We start from the raw sequence: 21051 nt of genomic DNA on the forward strand, positions 1-21051 counted from the left end.
CGGTGGGGCCTCGACCAGATTCACACGGGCGATAACCCTGCGCATGTCGATCAGTTACGCCGCGTAATACGCTCCTGCTCATCGGCGGCGCCGCCCGCTCCGACCAGCCCCGTCCGCACCCCCACCAGCCGGTCCCCGAAGCGCCGCATCTCCCGTTGCCCCACGGTCCCGATGATCCCCGGCAGATAGCCACGGACCCCCTGCATCCCGCGCAGCCACCACTGCCCGTAGACATGGCTGGAGCGCCGCTCGATGCCCGCCACGATCCGGTCGACCGCCGGCCCCAGCGGATACGTCTTGTTGGAAGGCCACGGCAGCCGCTTCCTCAACTCCCGCATGACGTCGTCCTGATCGGCGCCGCGCACCATGTCGGTGTCGGTCCAGGACAGATACCCGACCCCCACCCGCACGCCCTTGTACCCGACTTCGGCCCGCAGACTGTGCGCGTACGCCTCCACACCCGACTTGGACGCGCAGTACGCGGTCATCATCGGCGCCGGGGTGATGGCCGCGAGCGAGGCGATCTGCAGCAGATAGCCGCGGCTCTCCATCAGCACCGGCAGGAACGCACGAGCCGTCACCGCCGACCCGATGAGGTTGACCTCGATGACCCGCCGCCACGCCTCCGGGTCGGAGTCCACGAACGGTCCCCCGCTGGCGACACCCGCGTTGGCGACGACGATGTCGACCTTCCCGAACCGTTCCTTGACCTCACGCGCCACCCGCGCCATCGCCTCGTGATCCGTCACGTCGGCGTACCAGTGGTCGCTGTCGCTGTGCAGCCGTTCGGAGACCTGCTTGAGGGCGTCCGCCTCCAGCCCCACGAGCGCCACCTTCGCGCCGCGCGCCGAGAGCTTGCGGGCGAGCAACTCCCCGACGCCCCGCGCCGCCCCCGTGACGACGGCGACCTGTCCTTCGAGGCTCACCCTGCTCATGCGCCCTCCTTGACCTGCGTGTACGTCTTGACCTGCGGGTACGTCATCGCCAGTTCTCGTATCTTCCCGGTCACCAGCTCGGGCGCCTCGACCGGTGTCATGTGCCCGAGGCCGGGCAGTTCGGTGACGCCGAGGCAGTGCGGCAGCGCGGCGGCCAGCGAGCGGGCGTGCACCGGCGGGGTCAGGCGGTCGGCCGTGCCGACGACCACCGCGGTCGGCACCGTCAACTCCCTTACGCCGTGGTCGAGATCGAGCAGATCCAGCACGTTCGACCAGGCGTGTCGCACCCTGCGCGGGCACGCGTGCACGATCCGCGCGCACGCCTCGACCATGTGCGGGGCCGAACCGGCGCCCATCGTCGCGTACTTGAGGATCGACCTGGCGATCGGCGTGACCGGCCCGAGCGGCGCCCGGGAGCCGAGGATGTGCTTGGTCAGCCAGGTCCGCAACCGTCCCGGCCGCATCGGTACGACCGTGGACTCGGCGACCAGCCGCGAGGCGCCCGTGCTGCACAGCAGGACCGCGGCGGCGTGCGCACGGAACCCCGGGCGGGCAGCGGCGGCCATCACCGTCATGCCACCCATGGAGTGCCCGACGATCACGGCCTTCTCACCGGGTGCGAGCGTCGCCTCCAGTACGGCTTCGAGGTCGTCGGCGAGGGCGTCGCTGCTGCACGCCGGGCTGGCCGGGCTGCGTCCGTGGCCGCGCTGGTCGTAGGCGATGACCCGGTGGTCGACGGCCAGCTCCCGGATCTGCGCCGCCCAGAAGGCGGTCGAACAGGTCCAGCCGTGCGCGAGCACGACGGCGGGCGCTGCCGTGTCGTCGACGGGACCGTGCACCTCCACGTGCAAAGGGGCACCATCGGCGGATATCGCCGTCAGTTCACGGGCGGGGGCGGGCGGGGCGTACGGCCCGGAGGCGACGTGCATCAGCCGGCTCACGCGGTCACCCCCGACTTGGCGTCCTTGGAGTTGGCGCCCTTCGACTTGCCGCTCTTCGCCTTGCTGTCCTGTGACTTGGCGTCCTGTGGCGGGGCGTCCTTCTCGGCCGGCGCTCGCAGGAGCTCGTACTCCGCCAGATCCACCCGCCGCGTGGCCCGCCGGAACTCGGTCGTCGTACCGGGCCAGACGGTCGTGTTGCGGCCGCTGGCGTCCAGGTACCAGCTGGTGCAGCCGCCCGTGTTCCACACCGTCCGCTTCATGCGCTCCTGAACCCGCCGGTTCCAGGCGTGCACGGCGCTGGGCCGGGCGTCCAGGGCCGCGCGTCCGCCGAGGACGTTCAACTGCTTCACGAAGTCGGCCATGTAGTTCAGCTGGGACTCGATCATGAGGATCATGGACGAGTTCCCGAGCCCCGTGTTGGGCCCGATGATCGTCATCCAGTTCGGGAACCCGGCGGCGGACGCGCCCCGCAGCGCCTCCATCCCGCCCTTCCACGACTCGGCGAGGGTCTGCCCCTGCGCACCCACCACCCGGTCCGCGATCGGCATGTCGGTGACGTGGAACCCCGTACCGAAGACGATCGCGTCGGCCTCGGCTTCGCTGCCGTCGGCGGCGACGAGGGTCGAGCCGCGAATCTCGCTCAGACCGCTGGCGACGAGGTCGACGTTGGGCTGGGCGAGCGCCGGGTAGTACTCACTGCTCAGCAGGATCCGCTTGCAGCCGATGCGGTAGTCGGGGGTCAGCTTGGCGCGCAGGTCCGGGTCCTTGATGGAGCGGGCCATGTTGCGCTTGGCCAACTGCTCGATCAGGCCGAGCTCGTTGGGGCGCTTGGTGAACGCCTGGACCTGCAGCTCCCGGATGCCCCACAGCAGTCCACGGCGCAGTTGCGCGGTGAGGGGCAGGGCCCGGTGCAGGGAACGCTCGACGCCGCTGATGGCACGGTCGACGCGGGGCATGACCCATGGCGGGGTCCGCTGGAAGAGCGTGAGCCGCTCGACCTGCGGCTGGATGGACGGCACGATCTGGATGGCGGAGGCGCCGGTGCCGACCATCGCGACGCGCTTGCCGCGCAGGTCGAAGTCGTGGTCCCAGCGGGCGGAGTGGAAGACCTTGCCGGGGAAGGAGTCGAGCCCCGGGATGTCCGGCATCTTCGGGTCGGACAGCGGCCCGGTGGCGGAGACGACGAGGTCGGCCGACAGACTCCCCGCGCTGGTCTCGATGTCCCAGCACAGCCGCTCGGCGTTCCAGGTCATCCGCTGTACTTCCGAGTTGAAGCGGATGTGCGGCCGCAGCCGGAAGACGTCGGTGACGTGCTCCAGGTAGGCGCGGATGTGCTGCTGGCCGGAGAAGGTACGCGGCCAGTCGGGGTTGGGCGCGAAGGAGAAGGAGTACAGATGGGACGGCACGTCACACGCACACCCCGGATAGCTGTTGTCCCGCCACGTGCCGCCGACGCTGTCGGCCCGCTCCAGGACGACGAAGTCGGTGACGCCCTCACGCCGCAGCCGTACGGCGGCCCCCAGCCCGCCGAACCCGGACCCGACCACCGCGACCCGCACATGTTCGCGTTCGGCCATGCCTGTGCCTCCCTGCTTCCACCCGGAACCCGGAACCATGCCAGTGAACACTGGCACAATGGGGAGAGTAGAGGAGGTCCGTACCGACCGGTAGGGGTCGGATCGAGGAAAGTTACCGCCGGTACGAATTAAGGTTCCCGGGTGACCCAGAAGCGTGAATACCGCATGGAGGAACTGGCCCGCCTGGCCGGCATCACGGTGCGCACCCTGCGCTTCTACCGCGAACGCAAGCTGATCCCGCCACCCCGCCGCGAAGGCCGCATCGCCTGGTACGACGACCGGCACCTGGCCCGCCTGCGCACGATCTCGGCACTGCTGGAACGCGGCCACACCCTGAACGGCATCGCGGAACTCGCCGACGCCCTCGACCACGGCCGCGACGTCGCCGACCTCCTCGGCGCCGCCCCCACGGAGGAGGAGCCGGTCCGCCTCACCCCCGAGGAACTCGCCGCCCGCTTCGAGGGCCAGGTCACCCCGGAGAACCTCGCCGCCGCCCTGGACCTCGGCTACCTCGGCACCGACGGCGGCGAGATCGTCCACATCAGCCGCCGCCTCCTGGACGTCTCCTCGGCCCTGGTCCGCGAGGGCATCCCCCTCGCCGAGGTACTGGCCGCGGGCAAGCAAGTCCGCGAACACGTCGACGACCTCGCGGAGATGTTCGCCGAACTGGTCCTCCGCCACGCCCGCGAGGACGACCTGCAACGCCTGCGCCCGCTCGCCCGGAGCGTGGTGGAGGCGGAACTGTCGCTGGCACTGGACCGACGGCTGCGCAAGCGCGACTAGCGGCCGAGATCACCTCGCGTCTCAACTGTCCGACGGTTCATGAACATTCACACCATTGAGGCACTTTCACAGCAGTCCCAGGCGAAGCCGCGTTCGCACTCCGAGAGTGAGACCGAAAAGGCCCCGGCGACTGTGCGACCAGTCCCGGGGTATGGCCGACTCTTACGTGGAGCGTCGACGTGCCCAAGCGTAGTCCTCAGCCGTCACAACCGGCTTCAACTCCCACCGAACAGCCGCGAGCTCTAGGAGCTGTGCGTCTCAGCAACCTGACCGAAGTGACCACCTCACCCGGCAGGCAGCGCGCCTGGATCCAGCAGTGCACCGACCGACTGGGCTTCACCCTGATCGCCGAAGCCGCAGATCTGGGGGTTTCCGCACGCAAGATGTCTCCCTTCGAGAGGCCTTCGCTGTCGCCTTGGCTGCGACGCCCGGACGCATACGACGCCATCGTGTGGTCACATGTGGACCGCGCCGTGCGTTCCGTCGCCCACATGTCCGACTTGGTTGAATGGGGCAGGCGACATGCGACGACGCTCGTCTTCGGGATGCCTGAGGAGCGTCAGCCGCTCGTGGTCACGCCGCAGGCAGATGGCGACTCCATTCGCCGCTGCATGAATCTGGCCTACGCCGCCGAACAGGAAGCTCGCGCTCTGTCCGCTCGGCTCACCAGCGCCCACGAAGCGCTGCGCGCGATGGGCCGATACGGAGGCGGCCTCGCTCCATTCGGGTACAAGAAGGCGCCGCATGCCTCCGGCGTCGGCTGGTGTCTCGCTCCCGACTCGGAGACCGTTACCGTTGTCCGCGCGATTGTGGACGACGTGCACTCGGGACTGTCCCTGGTCGCCATCGCCCACAAACTCGAAGCCGCGGGTGTACTGGTGCCGCGTGACCGTCATGCCCTACTTCAGGGACGCCCAACGGGCGGGCGGCGCCACGGACGCGATTTCGACCGATTTCGCTGGACGGCGGGCAGCCTGTCCAAAATCCTGCGCACGCCGACGCTGATGGGACACCGGGTGCACAGGGGGAAGACCGTCCGTGACGCTGAGGGCTCACCCGTACTCATCGGCCCTCCGCTGCTCACCGAAGAGGAGTTCCAGGCCCTCCAGGACGTCCTCAACGCGCGTTCCAACGGCATCCACCCCAAGCGTCGGGAGACATCGCTTTTGATCGGAGTGGCGCACTGCGCCGGGTGCAGTGGCCGCATGTACTTCGCCACACGGAAGGCCTATGCGTACGGCGACTACGCCTGCCGTGCGTCGGCCCGCGGCACGACCTGCGCTGCCCCTGCCGCCATCCGCGCCAGCTGGCTCGACGAGTACGCCGTCAGCCGGTACCGCGAGGCATTCGCCGTGGACGGCGAGGTGACAAGGGAAGGACTCCTCCGGGACGGGGTTCGCGTCACAGTCGCCAAGGGACGATCGGGCGGCGGCCCGGAGCGGCTGGCCGGGCCCGACACCTCCCGCTTGACCTTCACAGTCGGGTCACGTCGCTGACCTACCTACGGTGCGTATGGGGGTGCGCAGGGCATCAGCACGCCCTGCACACCCCCATGATCCAAGTCACATGTCGAAGACGACCGTCACAGGAGCGTGATCCGACCACCGTTCGTCATAACTGGCGGCTCGCTCCACGAACGCCTTGGCCGCTCTCCGCGCAAGACCCGGGGTCGCGACGGCGAGGTCGATCCTCCAACCTGTATCGCTCTCGAAAGCCCGCCCCCGGTACGACCACCAGGTGTACGGCCCCTCCACATCCGGATGCAGCTCCCGTACAACGTCGATATAGCCCCCGGCGCCGGCCTCGAACACCTCGGTCAGCCACTCCCGCTCCTGAGGCAGGAAGCCGGAGTTCTTGGTGTTGCCGCGCCAGTTCTTCAGGTCGGCCTGCTGGTGGGCGATGTTCCAGTCGCCGCAGACCAGGACCTCGCGGCCGTCGGCGGCGGCGCGCTCGCGCAGGGACTTCAGGTAGGCGAGGAACTCGCCCATGAAGCGGACCTTCTCGTCCTGCCGCTCCGTGCCCACCTCGCCGGAGGGGAGGTAGAGCGAGGCGACCGTCACACCCGGCAGGTCGGCCTCGACGTAACGCCCGCTGTCGTCGAACTCACTCGACCCGAAGCCGACCTGGATCCGGTCGGGCTCGCGGCGGGTGTAGAGGGAGACGCCGGCGCGGCCCTTGGCGGCGGCGGGCGCGTGGACGACGTGCCAGCCGTCGGGCGTGCGGACGGGCTCGGGCAGCTGCTGCGGCTCCGCGCGCACCTCCTGAAGGCACAGCACATCGGCCTCGGTGCCGGCGAGCCACTCCACGAAGCCCTTCTTCGCGGCGGCCCGCAGCCCGTTCACATTCACAGAGGTCACAGTGAGCACTCGGGCACCCTACCGGCACACTGGACGGTGTCCGATTCTGGAAACTCTTGATCTTGAATTGATATACGGTATCTAGCATGCATATACGCCCTGTCCCGTTCGACCACCCCGACGCCGTCAAGCTCAACGACCAGGTGCAGGCCGAGTACGGCGTCCGCTACGGCGACGCCGGCGACGCCACACCCCTGGACACGGCGGACTTCAGGCCGCCGAACGGCCTCTACCTGGTCGCGTACGACGCGCTCGGCACCCCCGTCGCGTCCGGCGGCTGGCGGTCGCAGGACGAGAACGGCGAGGGCAACGAGGACGGGGACGCCGAGCTCAAGCGGATGTACGTCATCGAGCAGATGCGCGGGCGAGGCCTGGCGAGACGCATCCTGGCCGCGCTGGAGGAGGACGCGCGGGCGGCGGGCCGTACGCGCATGGTGCTGGAGACCGGGACGAAGCAGCCGGAGGCGGTGGCGCTGTACACGTCCAGCGGCTACGAGCCGTGCACGAAGTTCGGCTACTACCGCTTCCACGAGCTGAGCCTGTGTTACGCGAAGGCGCTGTGAGCGCTCAGTTCCGTGCGGCGTTGACGCGGTAGAGGTCCCGCACACAGAGGTTGAGGACAGTGGCGGCGACGACGAGCCCGGCGCACACCAGCAGCACCGTCCGGTTGCCCCAGCTGCCGGCGGCGAGCGCGGTGAGCAGATAGCCGAGCGGAATGGCCAGCCGCTCCCCGACGCTGTTGAACGCGCTCATGCGCCCCAACTCGCCCTGCGGAACGTGCTGCTGGAAGGCGGTCGTCCACGCGACGATCGCCACGTCCAACGCGACCCCCGCGAGCAGGGTGGCCAACAGCAGCCAGGGCAGGGGCAGTCCCCACGCCATGACGAGCAACGGCCCGGCGAGCGGCGCACCTGCCACGACCGCCACGACCATCAGCCGGTACGGCCGCCAGCGCAGGCACACCACGGTCCCGACCAGCAGCCCCGCGGAGAACGCGGCCGCCACGAGCCCCCAGTCACGGGCCCCCGCGTACTGCTCCGCCGCGACGACCGGCCCCAGCAACTGGAAGCCGGCCAGCCAGGCGGCGACGAGGACGGCCCCGGCGACCGTGTAGGTCCACAGCCAGGTCCGCGACCGGAAGCCGGTCCAGCCCTCCCGCAGGTCACCGAGCGCACTGGTGGCGGTGACGGGCGCGTCCAGGCGCAGCCCGAGCAGCAGGACGGCGGCCACGGCGAAGGTGAGCGCGTCCCAGGCCAGCGCCCAGGCCGGACCGCTGACCGCGACGACGACTCCGCCGATGGCCGGCCCGAGCACTTTGACGGCGTTGCTCGGCAGCCTGAGCAGGGCGTTGGCCTGCTGCAACTGCTCCGCCGGCACGATCTGGGGCACGGCGCCCTGGGTGGCGGGCACGGTGAAGGCCATGGCCGTCCCCGAGACGAAGCCGCACACCGCGATGGAGGTGGTCGTCGCCTGTCCGATCGCGACGGTCACGGCCAGCGCCCCCTGAGCGGCGGCGGCCAGCAGATTGCCGAGGAAGAGCAGCCTGCTCCGGGAGACCCGGTCCGCGAGCACTCCGCCCACGAGCAGGAAGACGACGGTCGGCACGGTGTTCGTGGCGAGCACCACACCGAGGTCGCCCGCTCCTCCGCCCTGCTCGATCACGGAGTAGGCGAGTGCGAGAGGCGCCATCGCGGATCCGGTGGCCGAGATGAGACTGGCGGTCACGAACCGCCGGAAGCGCGCGTTCCGCAACGGCGCCACGCGCCTGGCCGGTAACTCCGCGGTCGCCTTCGGCACAGTCCCCCTCAAGACGTGACCCCTTGGGAACAACAAAGATCCCGCCCGATCAACCGATCGGACGGGATCTTTCAACTGCCCAGGTTTCCCTGGAAAGTTGTTGCGGTGGACCTGAGGGGATTTGAACCCCTGGCCCCCTCGATGCGAACGAGGTGCGCTACCGGACTGCGCCACAGGCCCTTGCAACGAGTGAAACTTTAGCACCCCGATCGGCCTGCTTGGAAATCCGTTCCCTGGCCGGACGGGGGGTGGCTACTCGTTCGCGGCTCGTGGCCGCTCGCCGTCCTCGAACTGGTCGAACAGCGGCGTACGGCCCCGCTCACGCGCCCGGCGGGCGGAAGCGGCCCGGCGTGCGTCGCTACGACCGCCCCCCTCGGCCTTCTCCTCCTCGGGACCCGCGTCGCCCGGTTCGGCGCCCCGCTCGGACCCGTCCGCGGCCTCGGCGCCCGCCTCCCGGTCCCGGCCGACGGGGCTCGACCGTGCCGAGCTCCAGGCGTCCGGCGCGCCGAGGTCCACGTCGGAGGTGGCCCGGGGCGCGACCGGTGCGGTCACGTACGTCGGCAGGGGCACCGGCACCGGGTCCCAGCTGTCGCCGTGGCCGGGCCTGCGCTGCCGCTCGCGCTGCTGGTCGACCCACTCGGCGTGGTCGGTCTGCTCGACGAGGGCGCGCCGGTCCGCGGCGAGCGCGGAGAGCCCGGGGTCGGTACCTGGTTCGGGCCCCTCGTCGGACTCGTCGAGGCCGGAACCGGCGTCGGCGGGGCCGCGCCGACGCGACTGGCGGGCATGCTCGCGCAGCCGCTGCGCGGCGACCTCGGCGCGGCGCCGGTCCATCTGGTAGGCGAAGCGGCGGCGCTCCTGGGAGCGCAGATACGCGATGTACCCGCTGAGCATGACGGCGGGAACGCCGGGTGCCCACAGGAACGCGAGCCCGCCGACCGCGGCGACGATCGCGCCGAGGGTGAAGGCGAGGAAGAGGACGACGGTGGTACGCCGGCGGCGCGCGAGCACCTTCAAGCGCCGGGCGCGCGCTGCTGCCGCCTCCTCCGAGGCCGAGGGCGCCCGCCGGGCGGCGGGTACTCGCTTGCGTGCCTTGGGGCCGGAGCCCGCTTCGGCCGTGGGCGCGCCCGCGCGTTCGGGGGCCTGCCTGGACCCGTGTTCGGGCGCCGGTTTGCCCACCGGTTCTCGCGGGGATTCCCGCGCCGGCTCCTGGCGCCCCGGTGCCTGCGCCTGTACCGCAGCCTGGGTCTGCGGACGGGTCGGAGGCATGGCGAAGGCCCGGACGTCCACCGACTCGGTGACGTCGCCCGGGTCATCGGCGCTGGGCTCCCCCTCCTCGGTGGAGCGCGCGCGCAGGTCCTTGGCGTACCGGCGCTCCATCCCCGCCCGTCCGGACAGCAACCGGATGGCTGTGCTGAAGCGTTCCGTCGGACGGGCCTCGTTCAGCTCGTCCTGCCTACGGAGCCACATCGGCACCAAGTAGGCGGCCCAGGCCCCGACAATGACTGCGTAGATGAGGCCGCTGCTGCTCACGTCTCACACGGTAGAGGGGTTTGCGTGAGGCCATCCGCCAATTGAGCCGGTGTGTCGCACGATCTGGCTGATATTTCGAACTTTTTTTGTGACCGATGCGATCAGCAGCCCGCCGAGGGCGCGAATTTAACGCCCCGAGCCGGTCATCCGGCGATCAATTTCGAACACTTATTCAATTTCCGGGCCAGGCGGGATTCCCTCGGCTGTTCTGGCGGGTGTCCTGCGGGTTCGACTGGGATGTCTTCTCCGAGCGCGCCCGTTGCCAGCCGCCGAGCAACCCCTCCGGCACCTCTTCGGCCGTGAGCGCGAAGACGAGATGGTCGCGCCAGGCTCCGTCGATGTGGAGATATCGCGGACGCAGCCCCTCCTCGCGGAATCCGAGTTTCTCCACGACCCGGCGGCTGGGCGCGTTCTCGGGGCGAATGCAGACCTCGATGCGGTGCAGACCAACGGTGCGGAAACAGTGGTCCACGACGAGTGCCACCGCGGTCGGCATCACACCGCGGCCCGCCACCGCCTCGTCCACCCAGTAGCCGACGTGTCCCGAGCACATCGAGCCCCAGGTGATCCCGGCGACGGTCAACTGCCCGACCAGCCGCCCCTGGTACTCGATGACGAACGGCAGCATCCGGCCCGAGTGCGCCTCGGACCGCAGATGCCGGACCATCTGGCGGTAGGTCGGCCGGTGCGTGATCGGTCCGCTGGGCGTGGGCGGCGGAATGGTCGCCTCCCAGGGCCGCAGCCAGTCCCGGTTGCGCCGGTTGACCTCGCGCCAGGCCCGTTGGTCGCGCATCTTTATCGGCCTCAGGACGACATCGCCGTCCCTCAGCACGACGGGCCAGGATGGGCTGTTCAGCTCGCACCCCCGCTGCTGGGTCTGGGGTGGTCGCCGCCGCGGATCTGGTCGACGGCGTGGGTCAGCAGGGGCTCCAGGACGGCCAGCCCGTCCTTCACCCCGCCGCTGGAGCCGGGCAAGTTGATGATCAGCGTGCGCCCGGCGATTCCGGTGAGCCCCCGGGACAGTGCCGCCGTGGGCACCTTGTCCCGTCCGAAGGCCCTGATCGCCTCGGCGATGCCCGGCACCTCGAAGTCGAGGAGGGCACGGGTCGCCTCGGGGGTGCGGTCCGTCGGCGAGATGCCGGTGCCGCCGGTGGTCACGATGACGTCGTACCCGGCATCGACTCCGGCGCGCAGGGCTGCCTCCACGGGATCCCCGTCGGGGACGACCTGGGGTCCGTCCACCGCGAAGCCGAAGCTCTTGAGGCCGTCGGCGATCAGCGGGCCGCCCTTGTCCTCGTAGACCCCGGCGGCGGCCCGGTTGGAGGCGGTGACCACAAGAGCGCGATACGTCATGCCCGGCTCCAGTCGCCCGACTTGCCGCCCGTCTTCTCCTCCACCCGTACGTCCGTGATGACCGCTCCCTTGTCGACCGCCTTCACCATGTCGATCACGGTGAGCGCGGCGACGGAGACCGCGGTGAGGGCCTCCATCTCGACGCCCGTGCGGTCCGTCGTCTTCACGGTGGCCAGGATCTCCACCGCGTCGTCCGCGACCGACAGATCCAGTTTCACACCGGACACCGACAACGGGTGGCACAGCGGGATCAGGTCCGGTGTGCGCTTGGCGCCCATGATGCCCGCGATACGCGCGGTGGCGAGGGCGTCGCCCTTGGGTACCCCCTCGCCGCGCAGCAGCTCGACCACACGGGGCGAGACGAGGACGCGTCCGCTGGCGCGGGCGGTGCGCGCGGTCACGTCCTTCTCGGAGACGTCGACCATGCGGGCCGCGCCCGCCTCGTCGATGTGGGTCAGCCGCTCCTGCGTGGGTCGGTCGTGCTCATGGGGTCCGGGGGTCTCCCCCCGGGAAGGCACAGTCATGATCGTGTGGCGCTCCCGGTCCGGGCCCGTCGCGGTGCGGCGCACGGGCCTGCTGTGCGCGACACGGTATCGCGGGCCAGGGCCCCTCAGCGGAGCAGGACCACCTCGACCTCGGCGCCGGGCTCGACGCTCTCCACGTCCTCCGGGACGACGATCAGCGCGTCGGCGTGTGCGAGGGCGGCGATCAGATGGGATCCGGCGCCGCCGACCGGCCGCACTCCGCCGTCGGTGTAGGTCCCGCGCAGGAACTGTCTGCGTCCCTTGGGCGAGCTCAGTGCCTTGTCGGCAGCAAGGGTCGCCGTCATCCGCGGCCGGTGGACGTCCTCCAGGCCCATCAGGGTGCGGATCGCGGGGCGCACGAACAGCTCGAAGGAGACGTACGACGACACCGGGTTGCCCGGGAGCGCGAGCAGCGGGGTGTGGTCGGGGCCGATGGAGCCGAAGCCCTGGGGCTTGCCGGGCTGCATGGCGAGCTTGCGGAAGTCGATGCCGCTGCCGGCCTCGTCCTCGTCGCCGACGTGCGACAGCGCCTCCTTGACGACGTCGTACGCCCCGACGCTCACGCCGCCGGTGGTGACCATGAGGTCGGCGCGCACGAGCTGGTCCTCGACGGTGGACCGCAGGGTCTCGGCGTCGTCGGCGACGGCGCCCACGCGGTAGGCGATGGCGCCGGCGTCACGGGCCGCGGCGGTGAGGGCGAAGCTGTTGGAGTCGTAGATCTGGCCGTGGCCCAGGTCCTCGTCGGGCTGGACGAGTTCGCTGCCGGTGGACATGACGACCACGCGCGGGCGTGGGCGCACGCGCACCGTGCCGCGTCCGATCGCGGCGAGCAGGGCGATCTGGGGCGGCCCGAGGACCGTGCCCGCCTCGAGGGCACGGTCGCCCGCCTTGACGTCGCTGCCCTTGGCGCGCACATGCGCGCGTGCCTCGGCCGGCCGGTGGATCTGCACCTGGCCACGGGCGCCGTCGGGGGCCAGACTGCGGGCGCGCATCCCGGTCACCGGGCCCTCGCCGAGGCCGCCGTCGGTCCACTCCACGGGAACGACCGTCTCGGCGCCGGGCGGCAGCGGGGCGCCGGTCATGATGCGGGCGGCCTGGCCGGGGCCCACGTGGAGCGGGTCGGCCTGGCCCGCCGCGACGTCCCCGACGACCTCCAGGACCGCCGGGAACTCCTCGCTCGCGCCCGCGACATCCGCGACCCGCACCGCGTACCCGTCCATGGAGCTGTTGTCGAACGGCGGCAGGGAGACCGGCACCGTGACGTCGTCGACCAGGACACAGCCCTGGGCGTCGAGCAGTTGCAGCTCGATGGGTTCGAGGGGGCGGACGGTCGCGAGGATGTCCTCCAAGTGTTCGTCCACCGACCAGAGGTGGTCCTGGTCGGCGGGGCGGGGCGCGGCGGCGGTGCTCAACTCGCTACATCTCCTCGGCTACGTAACTGCGAAGCCAGGTCCGGAAATCCGGGCCCAGGTCTTCACGTTCGCACGCGAGTCGGACAATGGCACGCAGGTAGTCGCCACGGTCTCCGGTGTCATAGCGGCGGCCCTTGAAGACGACGCCGTGCACCGGGCCGCCGACCTTCTCGTCCTGCGAGAGCTGCTGCAGGGCGTCGGTGAGCTGGATCTCGCCGCCGCGACCGGGCTCGGTCTTGCGCAGTATGTCGAAGATGGCAGGGTCGAGGACGTAGCGGCCGATGATCGCGTAGTTCGACGGGGCGTCCGCGGCGGCCGGCTTCTCGACGAGGTCGTGCACCTTGACCACGTCGCCGTCCTCGGTGGGGTCCACGGCCGCACAGCCGTAGAGGTGGATCTGCTCCGGTGCGACCTCCATCAGCGCGATGACGCTGCCGCCGTGCTGCTCCTGCACCTCGACCATCCGCTTGAGCAGCGGGTCGCGCGGGTCGATCAGGTCGTCGCCGAGGAGGACGGCGAAGGGCTCGTGGCCGACGTGCGGGGCGGCGCACAGGACGGCGTGGCCGAGGCCCTTGGGGTCGCCCTGGCGGACGTAGTGCATGGTCGCGAGGTCGCTGGACTCCTGCACCTTGGCGAGCCGGCCGGCGTCACCCTTCTTCTGAAGGGCGGATTCCAGCTCGTAGTTGCGGTCGAAGTGGTCCTCCAGCGGGCGCTTGTTGCGGCCCGTGATCATGAGGACGTCGTCGAGGCCTGCCGATACGGCCTCTTCGACCACGTACTGGATCGCCGGCTTGTCGACGACCGGCAGCATCTCCTTGGGAGTGGCTTTGGTGGCCGGCAGGAAGCGGGTACCGAGGCCCGCTGCGGGGATGACAGCCTTGCTGATCCGAGGGTGCGACTGAGTCATGCCCGACACCATATCCGGTGCCTTTGCAGTGAATCTGAGGCTCCGGTTAATTCACTCTCATATGAGCGTATTAAGAAGGGTACGGGTGCGACCAGTGACTCACTCCGGACGTCCGGCCGACACTGACAAGCGAACGTTGCGGCGAGAGTTCATCTCGGTGAGAAGCAGGTTGACGGCCGATGACCTGCGGGAAACAGCGACCGCGCTGGCAGGTCGGGCGCTGGAACTGCCCGAGCTCGCGCACGCGCGCATGGTTGCGGCGTATGTGTCCGTAGGGAGTGAACCCGGCACGCTCGCGCTGCTGGACGCGCTGCGCGCCCGGGGCGTGCGCGTCCTGCTCCCCGCCCTCCTGCCCGACAACGACCTCGACTGGGGTGCCTACTTCGGGGAGGACTCCCTCGCCCGCGTCCAACACGGCGGAAAGATGGCTCTCTTCGAGCCCGCCGGCGAACGTCTTGGCCCGGACGCCGTGACCGACGCCGACGTCGTGCTGCTGCCGGGCCTCGCGGTGGACGCGCGCGGGATGCGTCTGGGGCGCGGGGGTGGGTCGTACGACCGTGTCCTGGCCCGCCTCGAGGGCGCCGGGGCGCATCCCGCGCGCGTGGTGCTGCTGTACGACTCCGAGGTCGTCGAGCACGTCCCCGCAGAGCCGCACGACCGTCCGGTGGACGCGGTGGTGACGCCGTCGGGGGTGCGCCGGTTCGGCGCGGCCTGAGTCCCCCGAGCCGGACAGCCGAAGGGGCCCTCCACGCGTGCGTGGAGGGCCCCTTCGGCGTTCGCCTTCAGCTGTGCGCCGTCAGCGGCTCACGGCTTGAGCACCAGGGTGTCGCTCGTGCTCTCGTCGACGGCGTCGTTCGAGAAGGACCAGTCGAGCAGTTCGCCGTCGGCCCACTTGTCCGTCTGGTCGGTGTAGTGGGCGTTGTAGGCGTGCCCCGAGGCGCCGGTGAGGTTGATCCACTTCGACTTGTCGAGGTCGCCGAGGTTGACCACCATCCGCATCGACGGCACCCAGACCACGCCGTAACCGCCGGCCGCGTTCCAGCCGCTGGCGTTGACCGTGGCCTCGCCGCCACTGAGCTTCCAGGGGCCGCGGTTGAGGGCGTACTGGAGGAACCCGGGGCCGTCGGTGCCGAGGGTCTGGTTCTTCAGGAACAGGCGGTGCAGCCGGCCCCAGCTCCAGGTGTCGATGTCCTTGCCGAGCTTGGCGGTCAGCTCCCAGCGGGCGTCGATCATGGCGCGCTTGAACAGGCCGTCACGGTCGGTGGCGGCGGGACGGGTGCCGTTCTTCGGCGTCGTCCACCAGTCGCTCTTCTCGTCGTCCAGGAGGCTGCGCACGACCTCGAACCAGCGGTCGCCGCCGTCCGGCTGCGCCTGGTCGGCGTCGCGCTCACCGCACTCGCGGACCTTGTCCGTGTCGTCCGCGGGGCCGGTGGTGTTGACCGGGTCGATCCACAGGCACTGGCCCTTGACCCGCAGCTCCTTGGGCAGCTTGTTGCCGAAGGCGAGCTTGAGGATGTTGCGCCAGACCGAGTTGAAGTAGGCGGCGGCCGCCGAGTCGGCGTCCTGGGTGTAGTCCCAGCCCTCCAGGAGTTCCTGTGCCTCCCGGACGTCGTCCGCGTCCCGGACCGTCTTGTCGTCGATGTCGATCTTCAGCAGCTTGGGCACCAGCAGCTTGGCGATCTCGCTGCTGTTGTCGAGCTGCATCTGACGCATGTCGTCGGTGGAGATCTTGCCGCCGTCGTCGATCTTCGACTGGATCAGATCGGTGATGCGCTGGCTGCGGGCGCCGTAGCCCCAGTCCGTGGTGAGCGTGTAGGGGTACTTGGCCTTGTCGACCACCGCCTGGTTGGCGGTGACGATGTAGCCGCGGGACGGGTTGTACTCGTACGGCAGCTCGTCGTCGTCGATGTAGCCGGTCCAGCGGGACTTGGAGTCCCAGCCGGGCGCCGGGACGGAACCGTCGTAGCCCTGCGCGCGCGTGGGGATCCTGCCGGGCAGCGTGTAGCCGATGTTGTCCTCGGTGTCGGCGTAGATCAGGTTCTGAGAGGGGACGTCGAACAGGGCGCCCGCGGCGCGGAAGTCGGTCCAGTTCTTCGCCTTGTCCATGGCGAAGACGGCGTCCATGGTGGTGCCCGCCTGGAGCGCGGTCCAGCGCAGCGAGATGCCGTAGCCGTCGCCGCGGTCGGGGGCGGCGGTGTCGACGGTGGCCTTCTTGCCGACCTTCACCAGCTCGCTGCTGCGGTCGGACAGCAGCGGTCCGTTACCGGTCTCGCGGACGACGATCTTCTTGGGGGAACCGCCGGCGACCTTGATGGTCTCCTCGCGCGTGGTGAAGGGGCGCGTCTTGCCGTCGTACAGGTAGCCGTCGCCGGAGAGCTTCTCCAGGTAGAGGTCGGTGACGTCGACGCCGGAGTTCGTCATGCCCCAGGCGATGTTCTTGTTGTGGCCGATGACCACGCCGGGCATGCCCGCGAAGGTGTAGCCGCTGACGTCGTACTGGCACTTGCTGGAGACCGAGCGGCAGTGCAGGCCCATCTGGTACCAGACGGACGGCAGCGAGGCCGACAGGTGTGGGTCGTTGGCCAGCAGCGGCTTGCCGGTGATGGTGTGCTTCCCGCCGACCACCCAGGAGTTGGAGCCGATGCCGTTGCCGTTCACGCCGACGGCGGTCGGCAGGTCGTCCAGGACGTCCTGGAGCCCCGACAGCTGACTCTGCAGGCCGGCGCCGTCCGAGCCGGCGGCCGTTCCCGTGCCGCTCGTGGAACTGTCGGCGGAGGAACCCGCGGTGGACGTGGAGCCCTGCTCGAAGGTCTTGGTGACCTCGTCGTACCGGCCCGCCTGGACGATCGTCTTGTTGCGGCCGTAGGGGTAGTCCGGGTACAGGTCCTGGATCTCCTTGGGGCCCAGGCGGCTGGTCATCAGGGCGCGGTCGATCTCGTCCTGCATGTTGCCGCGCAGGTCCCAGGCCATCGCCTTCAGCCAAGCGATCGAGTCGACCGGGGTCCACTTCTGCGGCTTGTAGTCGTTGGCGAACCCGAGGGCCGCGTACTCCAGGGAGATGTCCTTGTTGCCCTTGCCGTCCAGGTAGGCGTTGACTCCCTTGGCGTACGCCTGGAGGTACTTCTTGGTGGAGTCGGACAGCGTCTTCTCGTACTCCTGCTCGGCCACGCGGTTCCAGCCCAGGGTGCGCAGGAACTCGTCGTTGTCGACCTGGCTCTTGCCGAACATCTCCGACAGACGCCCGGAGGTCATGTGGCGGCGCACGTCCATCTCGTAGAACCGGTCCTGCGCCTGGACGAAACCCTGCGCCATGAACAGGTCCTCGTCGGAGGAGGCGTAGATCTGCGGGATGCCGTAGCCGTCGCGCTTCACATCGACGGGCCCGGACAGCCCGTCGAGCGTTATCGACCCCTTGGTCTGCGGGAAGGAGGCACGCACGGTGCTGATGGACCAGTACGCCCCGCCGGTGACGCCCGCCACGACGGCCAGGACCAGCACGATGACGATCAGGCGGCCTCTGCGCCCCTTCTTCCTGCCGGACTTGCCGGGCTGCTGACCCGTGGAGGCGGTGGTGTTGGGGGGCATCGCTGTCCTTGCTGTCCTAACGCGAGCGGCAGGCGGTCCTGGAGTGCTGGAGCAACCATAGGCGCAGGGCCCACTCCACCTTGACGCGGAGTGGGGAACCAGCGCGGACGGACGTTCGATCATGCCTGCCCGAGTGTCAAGAAATCGTCAAGAGTTAGGTAAGGTAACGAAGTAGTTGGGTGCGGAGAACCGCCACTTCGTGTCCTATGTACGTGAGCCCGCGCGCGCGTGCGTGCGGGCCAGGGAAGGGAACGGCCGCTGACTGTCCACGACCTCAACCAGCTCCTGCTCGTCTGCTCGCTCGTCCTGCTCCTCGCCGTCGCCGCGGTCCGGATCTCCTCGCGCAGCGGGCTCCCCAGCCTGCTCGTATACCTGGGGATCGGCGTCCTCATGGGCCAGGACGGGATCGGCGGCATCAGCTTCAACGACGCCGAGCTGACCCAGGTCATCGGGTACGCGGCGCTGGTCGTGATCCTGGCCGAAGGCGGTCTGGGCACCAAGTGGAAAGAGATCAAGCCGGCGCTTCCGGCCGCCACCGCCCTGGCACTGGTCGGGGTCTCGGTGAGCGTCGGGGTCACGGCGGCGGCAGCGCACTATCTGGTCGGGCTGGAGTGGCGGCAGGCGCTCATCATCGGGGCGGTCGTCTCCTCGACCGACGCCGCCGCGGTCTTCTCGGTGCTCCGGCGGATTCCCCTGCCCTCGCGCGTGACCGGCACCCTGGAGGCCGAGTCCGGCTTCAACGACGCCCCCGTGGTCATCCTGGTGGTCGCCTTCTCCACGCACGGTCCGATCGAGCACTCGTACGTGCTGCTCGGCGAGATACTGCTGGAGCTGGCCATCGGCGCCGCCATCGGCCTCGCGGTGGGCTGGCTGGGCTCCTGGGGCCTGCGGCACGTGGCACTGCCCGCCTCCGGTCTCTACCCGATCGCCGTCATGGCCATCGCCGTCGCCGCCTACGCCGCGGGCGCCATGGCGCACGGCAGCGGCTTCCTGGCCGTGTACCTCGCCTCGATGGTGATGGGCAACGCCAAGCTGCCGCACTGGCCCGCCACGCGCGGGTTCGCCGACGGGGTCGGCTGGATCGCGCAGATCGGCATGTTCGTCCTGCTCGGGCTCCTGGTCACCCCGCACGAGCTGGGCGACGACATCCTGCCCGCGCTCATCATCGGGCTGGCGCTGACCATGGTGGCCCGCCCGCTGAGCGTCGTCCTGTGCCTGACGCCCTTCGGCGTCGCCTGGCGGGAGCAGGCCCTGATGTCCTGGGCCGGGCTGCGCGGCGCCGTACCCATCATCCTGGCGACGATCCCCATGGTCGGCGGCGTCGAGGACAGTCGCCGCATCTTCAACATCGTCTTCGTCCTGGTCGTCGTCTACACCCTGGTCCAGGGTCCGACCCTGCCCTGGCTGGCCCGCAAGCTGCATCTGAGCCGGGGACCCGGGGCCGACGACCTCGGCATCGAGTCGGCGCCGCTGGAGCGGCTGCGCGGGCACCTGCTGTCCTTCGTGATCCCCGACGGCTCGAAGATGCACGGCGTCGAGATCAACGAGCTGCGGCTGCCCGCCGGGGCCGCCGTCACGCTCGTCGTCCGCGAGGGAAAATCGTTCGTTCCGCTGCCGACCACGGTGCTGCGGCACGGGGACGAACTGCTCGTCGTCGCCACGGACCCGGTACGGGACGCCGCCGAGCTCCGCCTGCGCGCCGTGGGCGCCGGGGGCAAGCTGGCCGGGTGGCTGGGGACGAACGGGACGCCCTGAGGCACGGCCGGAGAAGGCCTGCCCAATCGCAGGTGGAGCGCTACGTAGTGCTCATTTTCACAGGATCAACGGCCGATTTCCCCTGTACTATGCAGGAGCACCCAGATCGAACCAACTCTGCCTGACGCAGAGCTGGCGCGACCGTATGGCGGCCGGGACGTCCCTCCTCACATGGGCGCCGGTATCTACCGCAGTTCCGCGCAAGAGGACAGCTCTCGGCGCCGCCCCCGACCCGTAGGGGCCGCGCTACCAGGCGGCAGAAAGGCACGGGCCGTGGCATCCACGGTCACCACCGAGCCGTCGAAGGACGCGCCGGCCTCCTCCCGCCCGGGATACGGACAGCTGCTGCGCACCCGCGGCGCCTGGACGTTCCTGCTCCCCGGCTTCGCGGCACGCCAGCCCTTCGCGATGCTGACCATCTCCATCGTGCTGCTCGTGCAGCACACCACGGGTTCGTACGGTGCGGCGGGTGCCGCCGCTGCCGTCACCGGCGTCTCCATGGCGCTGTTCGCGCCCTACAGCGGCCGCCTCGCCGACCGCTACGGCCAGCGCGCCGTCCTGGTCCCCGGCGTCCTGCTGCACACCCTGTCCGGTCTGACCCTGACGACGCTCGCCCTGACCGACGCGCCCCTGTGGGCCCTGTTCGTCGCCGCCGTGCCCACCGGCGCCTCGGTGCCGCAGGTCGGGCCCATGGTGCGGGCCCGCTGGGGCGTGAAGCTCCAGGGCTCCCCCCTGATGACGACGGCCGCGGCCTTCGAGTCGGTCACCGACGAGCTGACCTTCGTCGTCGGCCCGCTGCTGGCCACCGCCCTGTGCACCGCCGTCGACCCGGCCGCGGGCCTGATCACGGAGGCCTCGCTCACGCTGCTCGGCGGTCTGCTGTTCGCGGCGCAGAAGAGCACGCAGCCCTCGGTCGCCGCCGTCGGGCACACGCGCGTGGAGCACGCTTCGGCGCTGCGCATCCCCGGCGTGCGCGTGCTGATCGTGACCTTCCTCGGCATCGGCTCCGTCTTCGGCGGCATGCAGGTCTCACTGGCCGCCTTCTCCGAGTCGATCGGCGAGCCCGGCCTGAACGGCGTCCTGTACGGCACCTTCGCCGCGGGCAACATGCTCTCCGGCATCGCCTGCGGAGCAATCGCCTGGAAGGTGGCCCCGCAGCGCCGCCTCCTCGTCGGATACGCCGCCCTCGCGCTGACCGCGTCCGGCCTGTGGGCCGCACACTCGGTGCTCGTCCTGGCCGGCCTCGGTCTGCTCGTCGGCATGTGCATCGCACCCGCGCTGATCACCGGCTACACGCTGGTCGAGAGCCTGGTCCCGGCCGGCGCCCGCACCGAGGCCTTCACCTGGCTCACGGGTGCGGTCGCGCTCGGCCAGGCCGCCGCCGTCACCGTCGCAGGTCAGCTGGAGGACCGCTTCTGGGGCGGCGCCGGATTCCTGGTGCCGATGGGCGGTACGCTCCTCGCCCTCGCGACCCTGGTGGCGCTGCGCTCGCGGCTGGAGGCACGGTCCGGCAGCCGGACGGTCGCACGTGGCGTGGGTCACCGCGTGCCGGTGGCAGTGGACTGAGCGGCTGGAATACGTCACTATGGACCGTC

18 protein-coding genes and 1 tRNA gene are annotated in these 21051 nt (G+C 70.2%); 6 read left to right on the forward strand and 13 right to left on the reverse strand.

Going from position 1 to position 21051, the window contains the following annotated elements; translation table 11 throughout:
• Positions 1–50 precede the first annotated feature (50 nt).
• Genes ACZ7M7_RS38815 through ACZ7M7_RS38825 form a run of 3 tightly spaced genes read right to left on the reverse strand, consistent with a single transcriptional unit; the run spans position 51 to position 3453 of the window.
• Positions 51–935 carry an SDR family oxidoreductase gene (locus tag ACZ7M7_RS38815; protein ID WP_383606354.1) on the reverse strand — a complete coding sequence of 295 codons (885 nt, stop codon included), beginning with the start codon at positions 933–935 and terminating at the stop codon, positions 51–53.
• Complete coding sequence (locus ACZ7M7_RS38820) at positions 932–1876, reverse strand: alpha/beta fold hydrolase (protein ID WP_472125352.1); 945 nt, start codon at positions 1874–1876, stop codon at positions 932–934. The genes ACZ7M7_RS38815 and ACZ7M7_RS38820 overlap by 4 nt, the downstream gene beginning before the upstream one ends.
• A complete protein-coding gene (locus tag ACZ7M7_RS38825; protein ID WP_472125355.1) occupies positions 1873–3453 on the reverse strand; it encodes a flavin-containing monooxygenase in 1581 nt (526 codons plus the stop codon). The genes ACZ7M7_RS38820 and ACZ7M7_RS38825 overlap by 4 nt, the downstream gene beginning before the upstream one ends.
• Before the next feature lie 141 nt (positions 3454–3594).
• On the opposite strand from ACZ7M7_RS38825, the gene ACZ7M7_RS38830 reads away from it, so the two are divergent.
• On the forward strand, positions 3595–4236 hold the full coding sequence (locus tag ACZ7M7_RS38830) for a MerR family transcriptional regulator (RefSeq protein ID WP_472125358.1): 642 nt from the start codon (positions 3595–3597) through the stop codon (positions 4234–4236).
• Positions 4237–4511: 275 nt separating this feature from the next.
• The gene (locus ACZ7M7_RS38835) at positions 4512–5732 is read left to right on the forward strand and encodes a recombinase family protein (RefSeq protein ID WP_472125361.1); all 1221 of its coding nucleotides are present in this window, start codon (positions 4512–4514) and stop codon (positions 5730–5732) included.
• A 66-nt stretch (positions 5733–5798) separates the two neighbouring features.
• Here the strand turns inward: ACZ7M7_RS38835 and ACZ7M7_RS38840 are convergent, their stop codons facing one another.
• On the reverse strand, positions 5799–6602 hold the full coding sequence (locus ACZ7M7_RS38840; protein WP_472125363.1) for an exodeoxyribonuclease III: 804 nt from the start codon (positions 6600–6602) through the stop codon (positions 5799–5801).
• 77 nt (positions 6603–6679) lie between these two features.
• Here ACZ7M7_RS38840 and ACZ7M7_RS38845 point away from each other — a divergent pair, with 77 nt between their 5' ends.
• Positions 6680–7156 (forward strand): GNAT family N-acetyltransferase, encoded by a 477-nt coding sequence (locus ACZ7M7_RS38845; RefSeq protein WP_472125366.1) that lies wholly within the window; start codon positions 6680–6682, stop codon positions 7154–7156.
• A gap of 4 nt (positions 7157–7160) precedes the next feature.
• On the opposite strand, the gene ACZ7M7_RS38850 is transcribed toward ACZ7M7_RS38845, so the two are convergent.
• From ACZ7M7_RS38850 to galU, 8 genes are all read right to left on the reverse strand, one after another.
• On the reverse strand, positions 7161–8390 hold the full coding sequence (locus tag ACZ7M7_RS38850; RefSeq protein WP_472125497.1) for an MFS transporter: 1230 nt from the start codon (positions 8388–8390) through the stop codon (positions 7161–7163).
• 106 nt (positions 8391–8496) lie between these two features.
• Positions 8497–8570, reverse strand: a tRNA-Ala gene (locus ACZ7M7_RS38855).
• A gap of 72 nt (positions 8571–8642) precedes the next feature.
• Positions 8643–9920 carry a divisome protein SepX/GlpR gene (gene sepX / locus ACZ7M7_RS38860; RefSeq protein ID WP_472125368.1) on the reverse strand — a complete coding sequence of 426 codons (1278 nt, stop codon included), beginning with the start codon at positions 9918–9920 and terminating at the stop codon, positions 8643–8645.
• Between the two features lie 172 nt (positions 9921–10092).
• Positions 10093–10752: a GNAT family N-acetyltransferase gene (locus tag ACZ7M7_RS38865; RefSeq protein ID WP_472125371.1), complete on the reverse strand. Its 660-nt coding sequence runs from the start codon at positions 10750–10752 to the stop codon at positions 10093–10095.
• Positions 10753–10772: 20 nt separating this feature from the next.
• The gene (locus ACZ7M7_RS38870; protein WP_472125373.1) at positions 10773–11273 is read right to left on the reverse strand and encodes a MogA/MoaB family molybdenum cofactor biosynthesis protein; all 501 of its coding nucleotides are present in this window, start codon (positions 11271–11273) and stop codon (positions 10773–10775) included.
• Positions 11270–11797 carry a cyclic pyranopterin monophosphate synthase MoaC gene (gene moaC / locus ACZ7M7_RS38875; protein WP_383606388.1) on the reverse strand — a complete coding sequence of 176 codons (528 nt, stop codon included), beginning with the start codon at positions 11795–11797 and terminating at the stop codon, positions 11270–11272. The genes ACZ7M7_RS38870 and moaC overlap by 4 nt, the downstream gene beginning before the upstream one ends.
• Before the next feature lie 86 nt (positions 11798–11883).
• Positions 11884–13209 (reverse strand): molybdotransferase-like divisome protein Glp, encoded by a 1326-nt coding sequence (gene glp / locus ACZ7M7_RS38880; RefSeq protein WP_383606391.1) that lies wholly within the window; start codon positions 13207–13209, stop codon positions 11884–11886.
• A gap of 4 nt (positions 13210–13213) precedes the next feature.
• A complete protein-coding gene (gene galU, locus ACZ7M7_RS38885) occupies positions 13214–14116 on the reverse strand; it encodes a UTP--glucose-1-phosphate uridylyltransferase GalU (protein ID WP_194045119.1) in 903 nt (300 codons plus the stop codon).
• A 61-nt stretch (positions 14117–14177) separates the two neighbouring features.
• Here galU and ACZ7M7_RS38890 point away from each other — a divergent pair, with 61 nt between their 5' ends.
• The gene (locus ACZ7M7_RS38890; RefSeq protein WP_472125377.1) at positions 14178–14831 is read left to right on the forward strand and encodes a 5-formyltetrahydrofolate cyclo-ligase; all 654 of its coding nucleotides are present in this window, start codon (positions 14178–14180) and stop codon (positions 14829–14831) included.
• A gap of 89 nt (positions 14832–14920) precedes the next feature.
• Here the strand turns inward: ACZ7M7_RS38890 and ACZ7M7_RS38895 are convergent, their stop codons facing one another.
• On the reverse strand, positions 14921–17701 hold the full coding sequence (locus ACZ7M7_RS38895) for a penicillin acylase family protein (RefSeq protein WP_472125381.1): 2781 nt from the start codon (positions 17699–17701) through the stop codon (positions 14921–14923).
• A 228-nt stretch (positions 17702–17929) separates the two neighbouring features.
• On the opposite strand from ACZ7M7_RS38895, the gene ACZ7M7_RS38900 reads away from it, so the two are divergent.
• Positions 17930–19456 carry a potassium/proton antiporter gene (locus ACZ7M7_RS38900; protein ID WP_472125384.1) on the forward strand — a complete coding sequence of 509 codons (1527 nt, stop codon included), beginning with the start codon at positions 17930–17932 and terminating at the stop codon, positions 19454–19456.
• A 273-nt stretch (positions 19457–19729) separates the two neighbouring features.
• Complete coding sequence (locus ACZ7M7_RS38905) at positions 19730–21022, forward strand: MFS transporter (protein ID WP_472125387.1); 1293 nt, start codon at positions 19730–19732, stop codon at positions 21020–21022.
• The last annotated feature ends 29 nt before the right edge of the window (positions 21023–21051 follow it).

Source organism: Streptomyces sp. NPDC111606 (genome assembly GCF_055656945.1).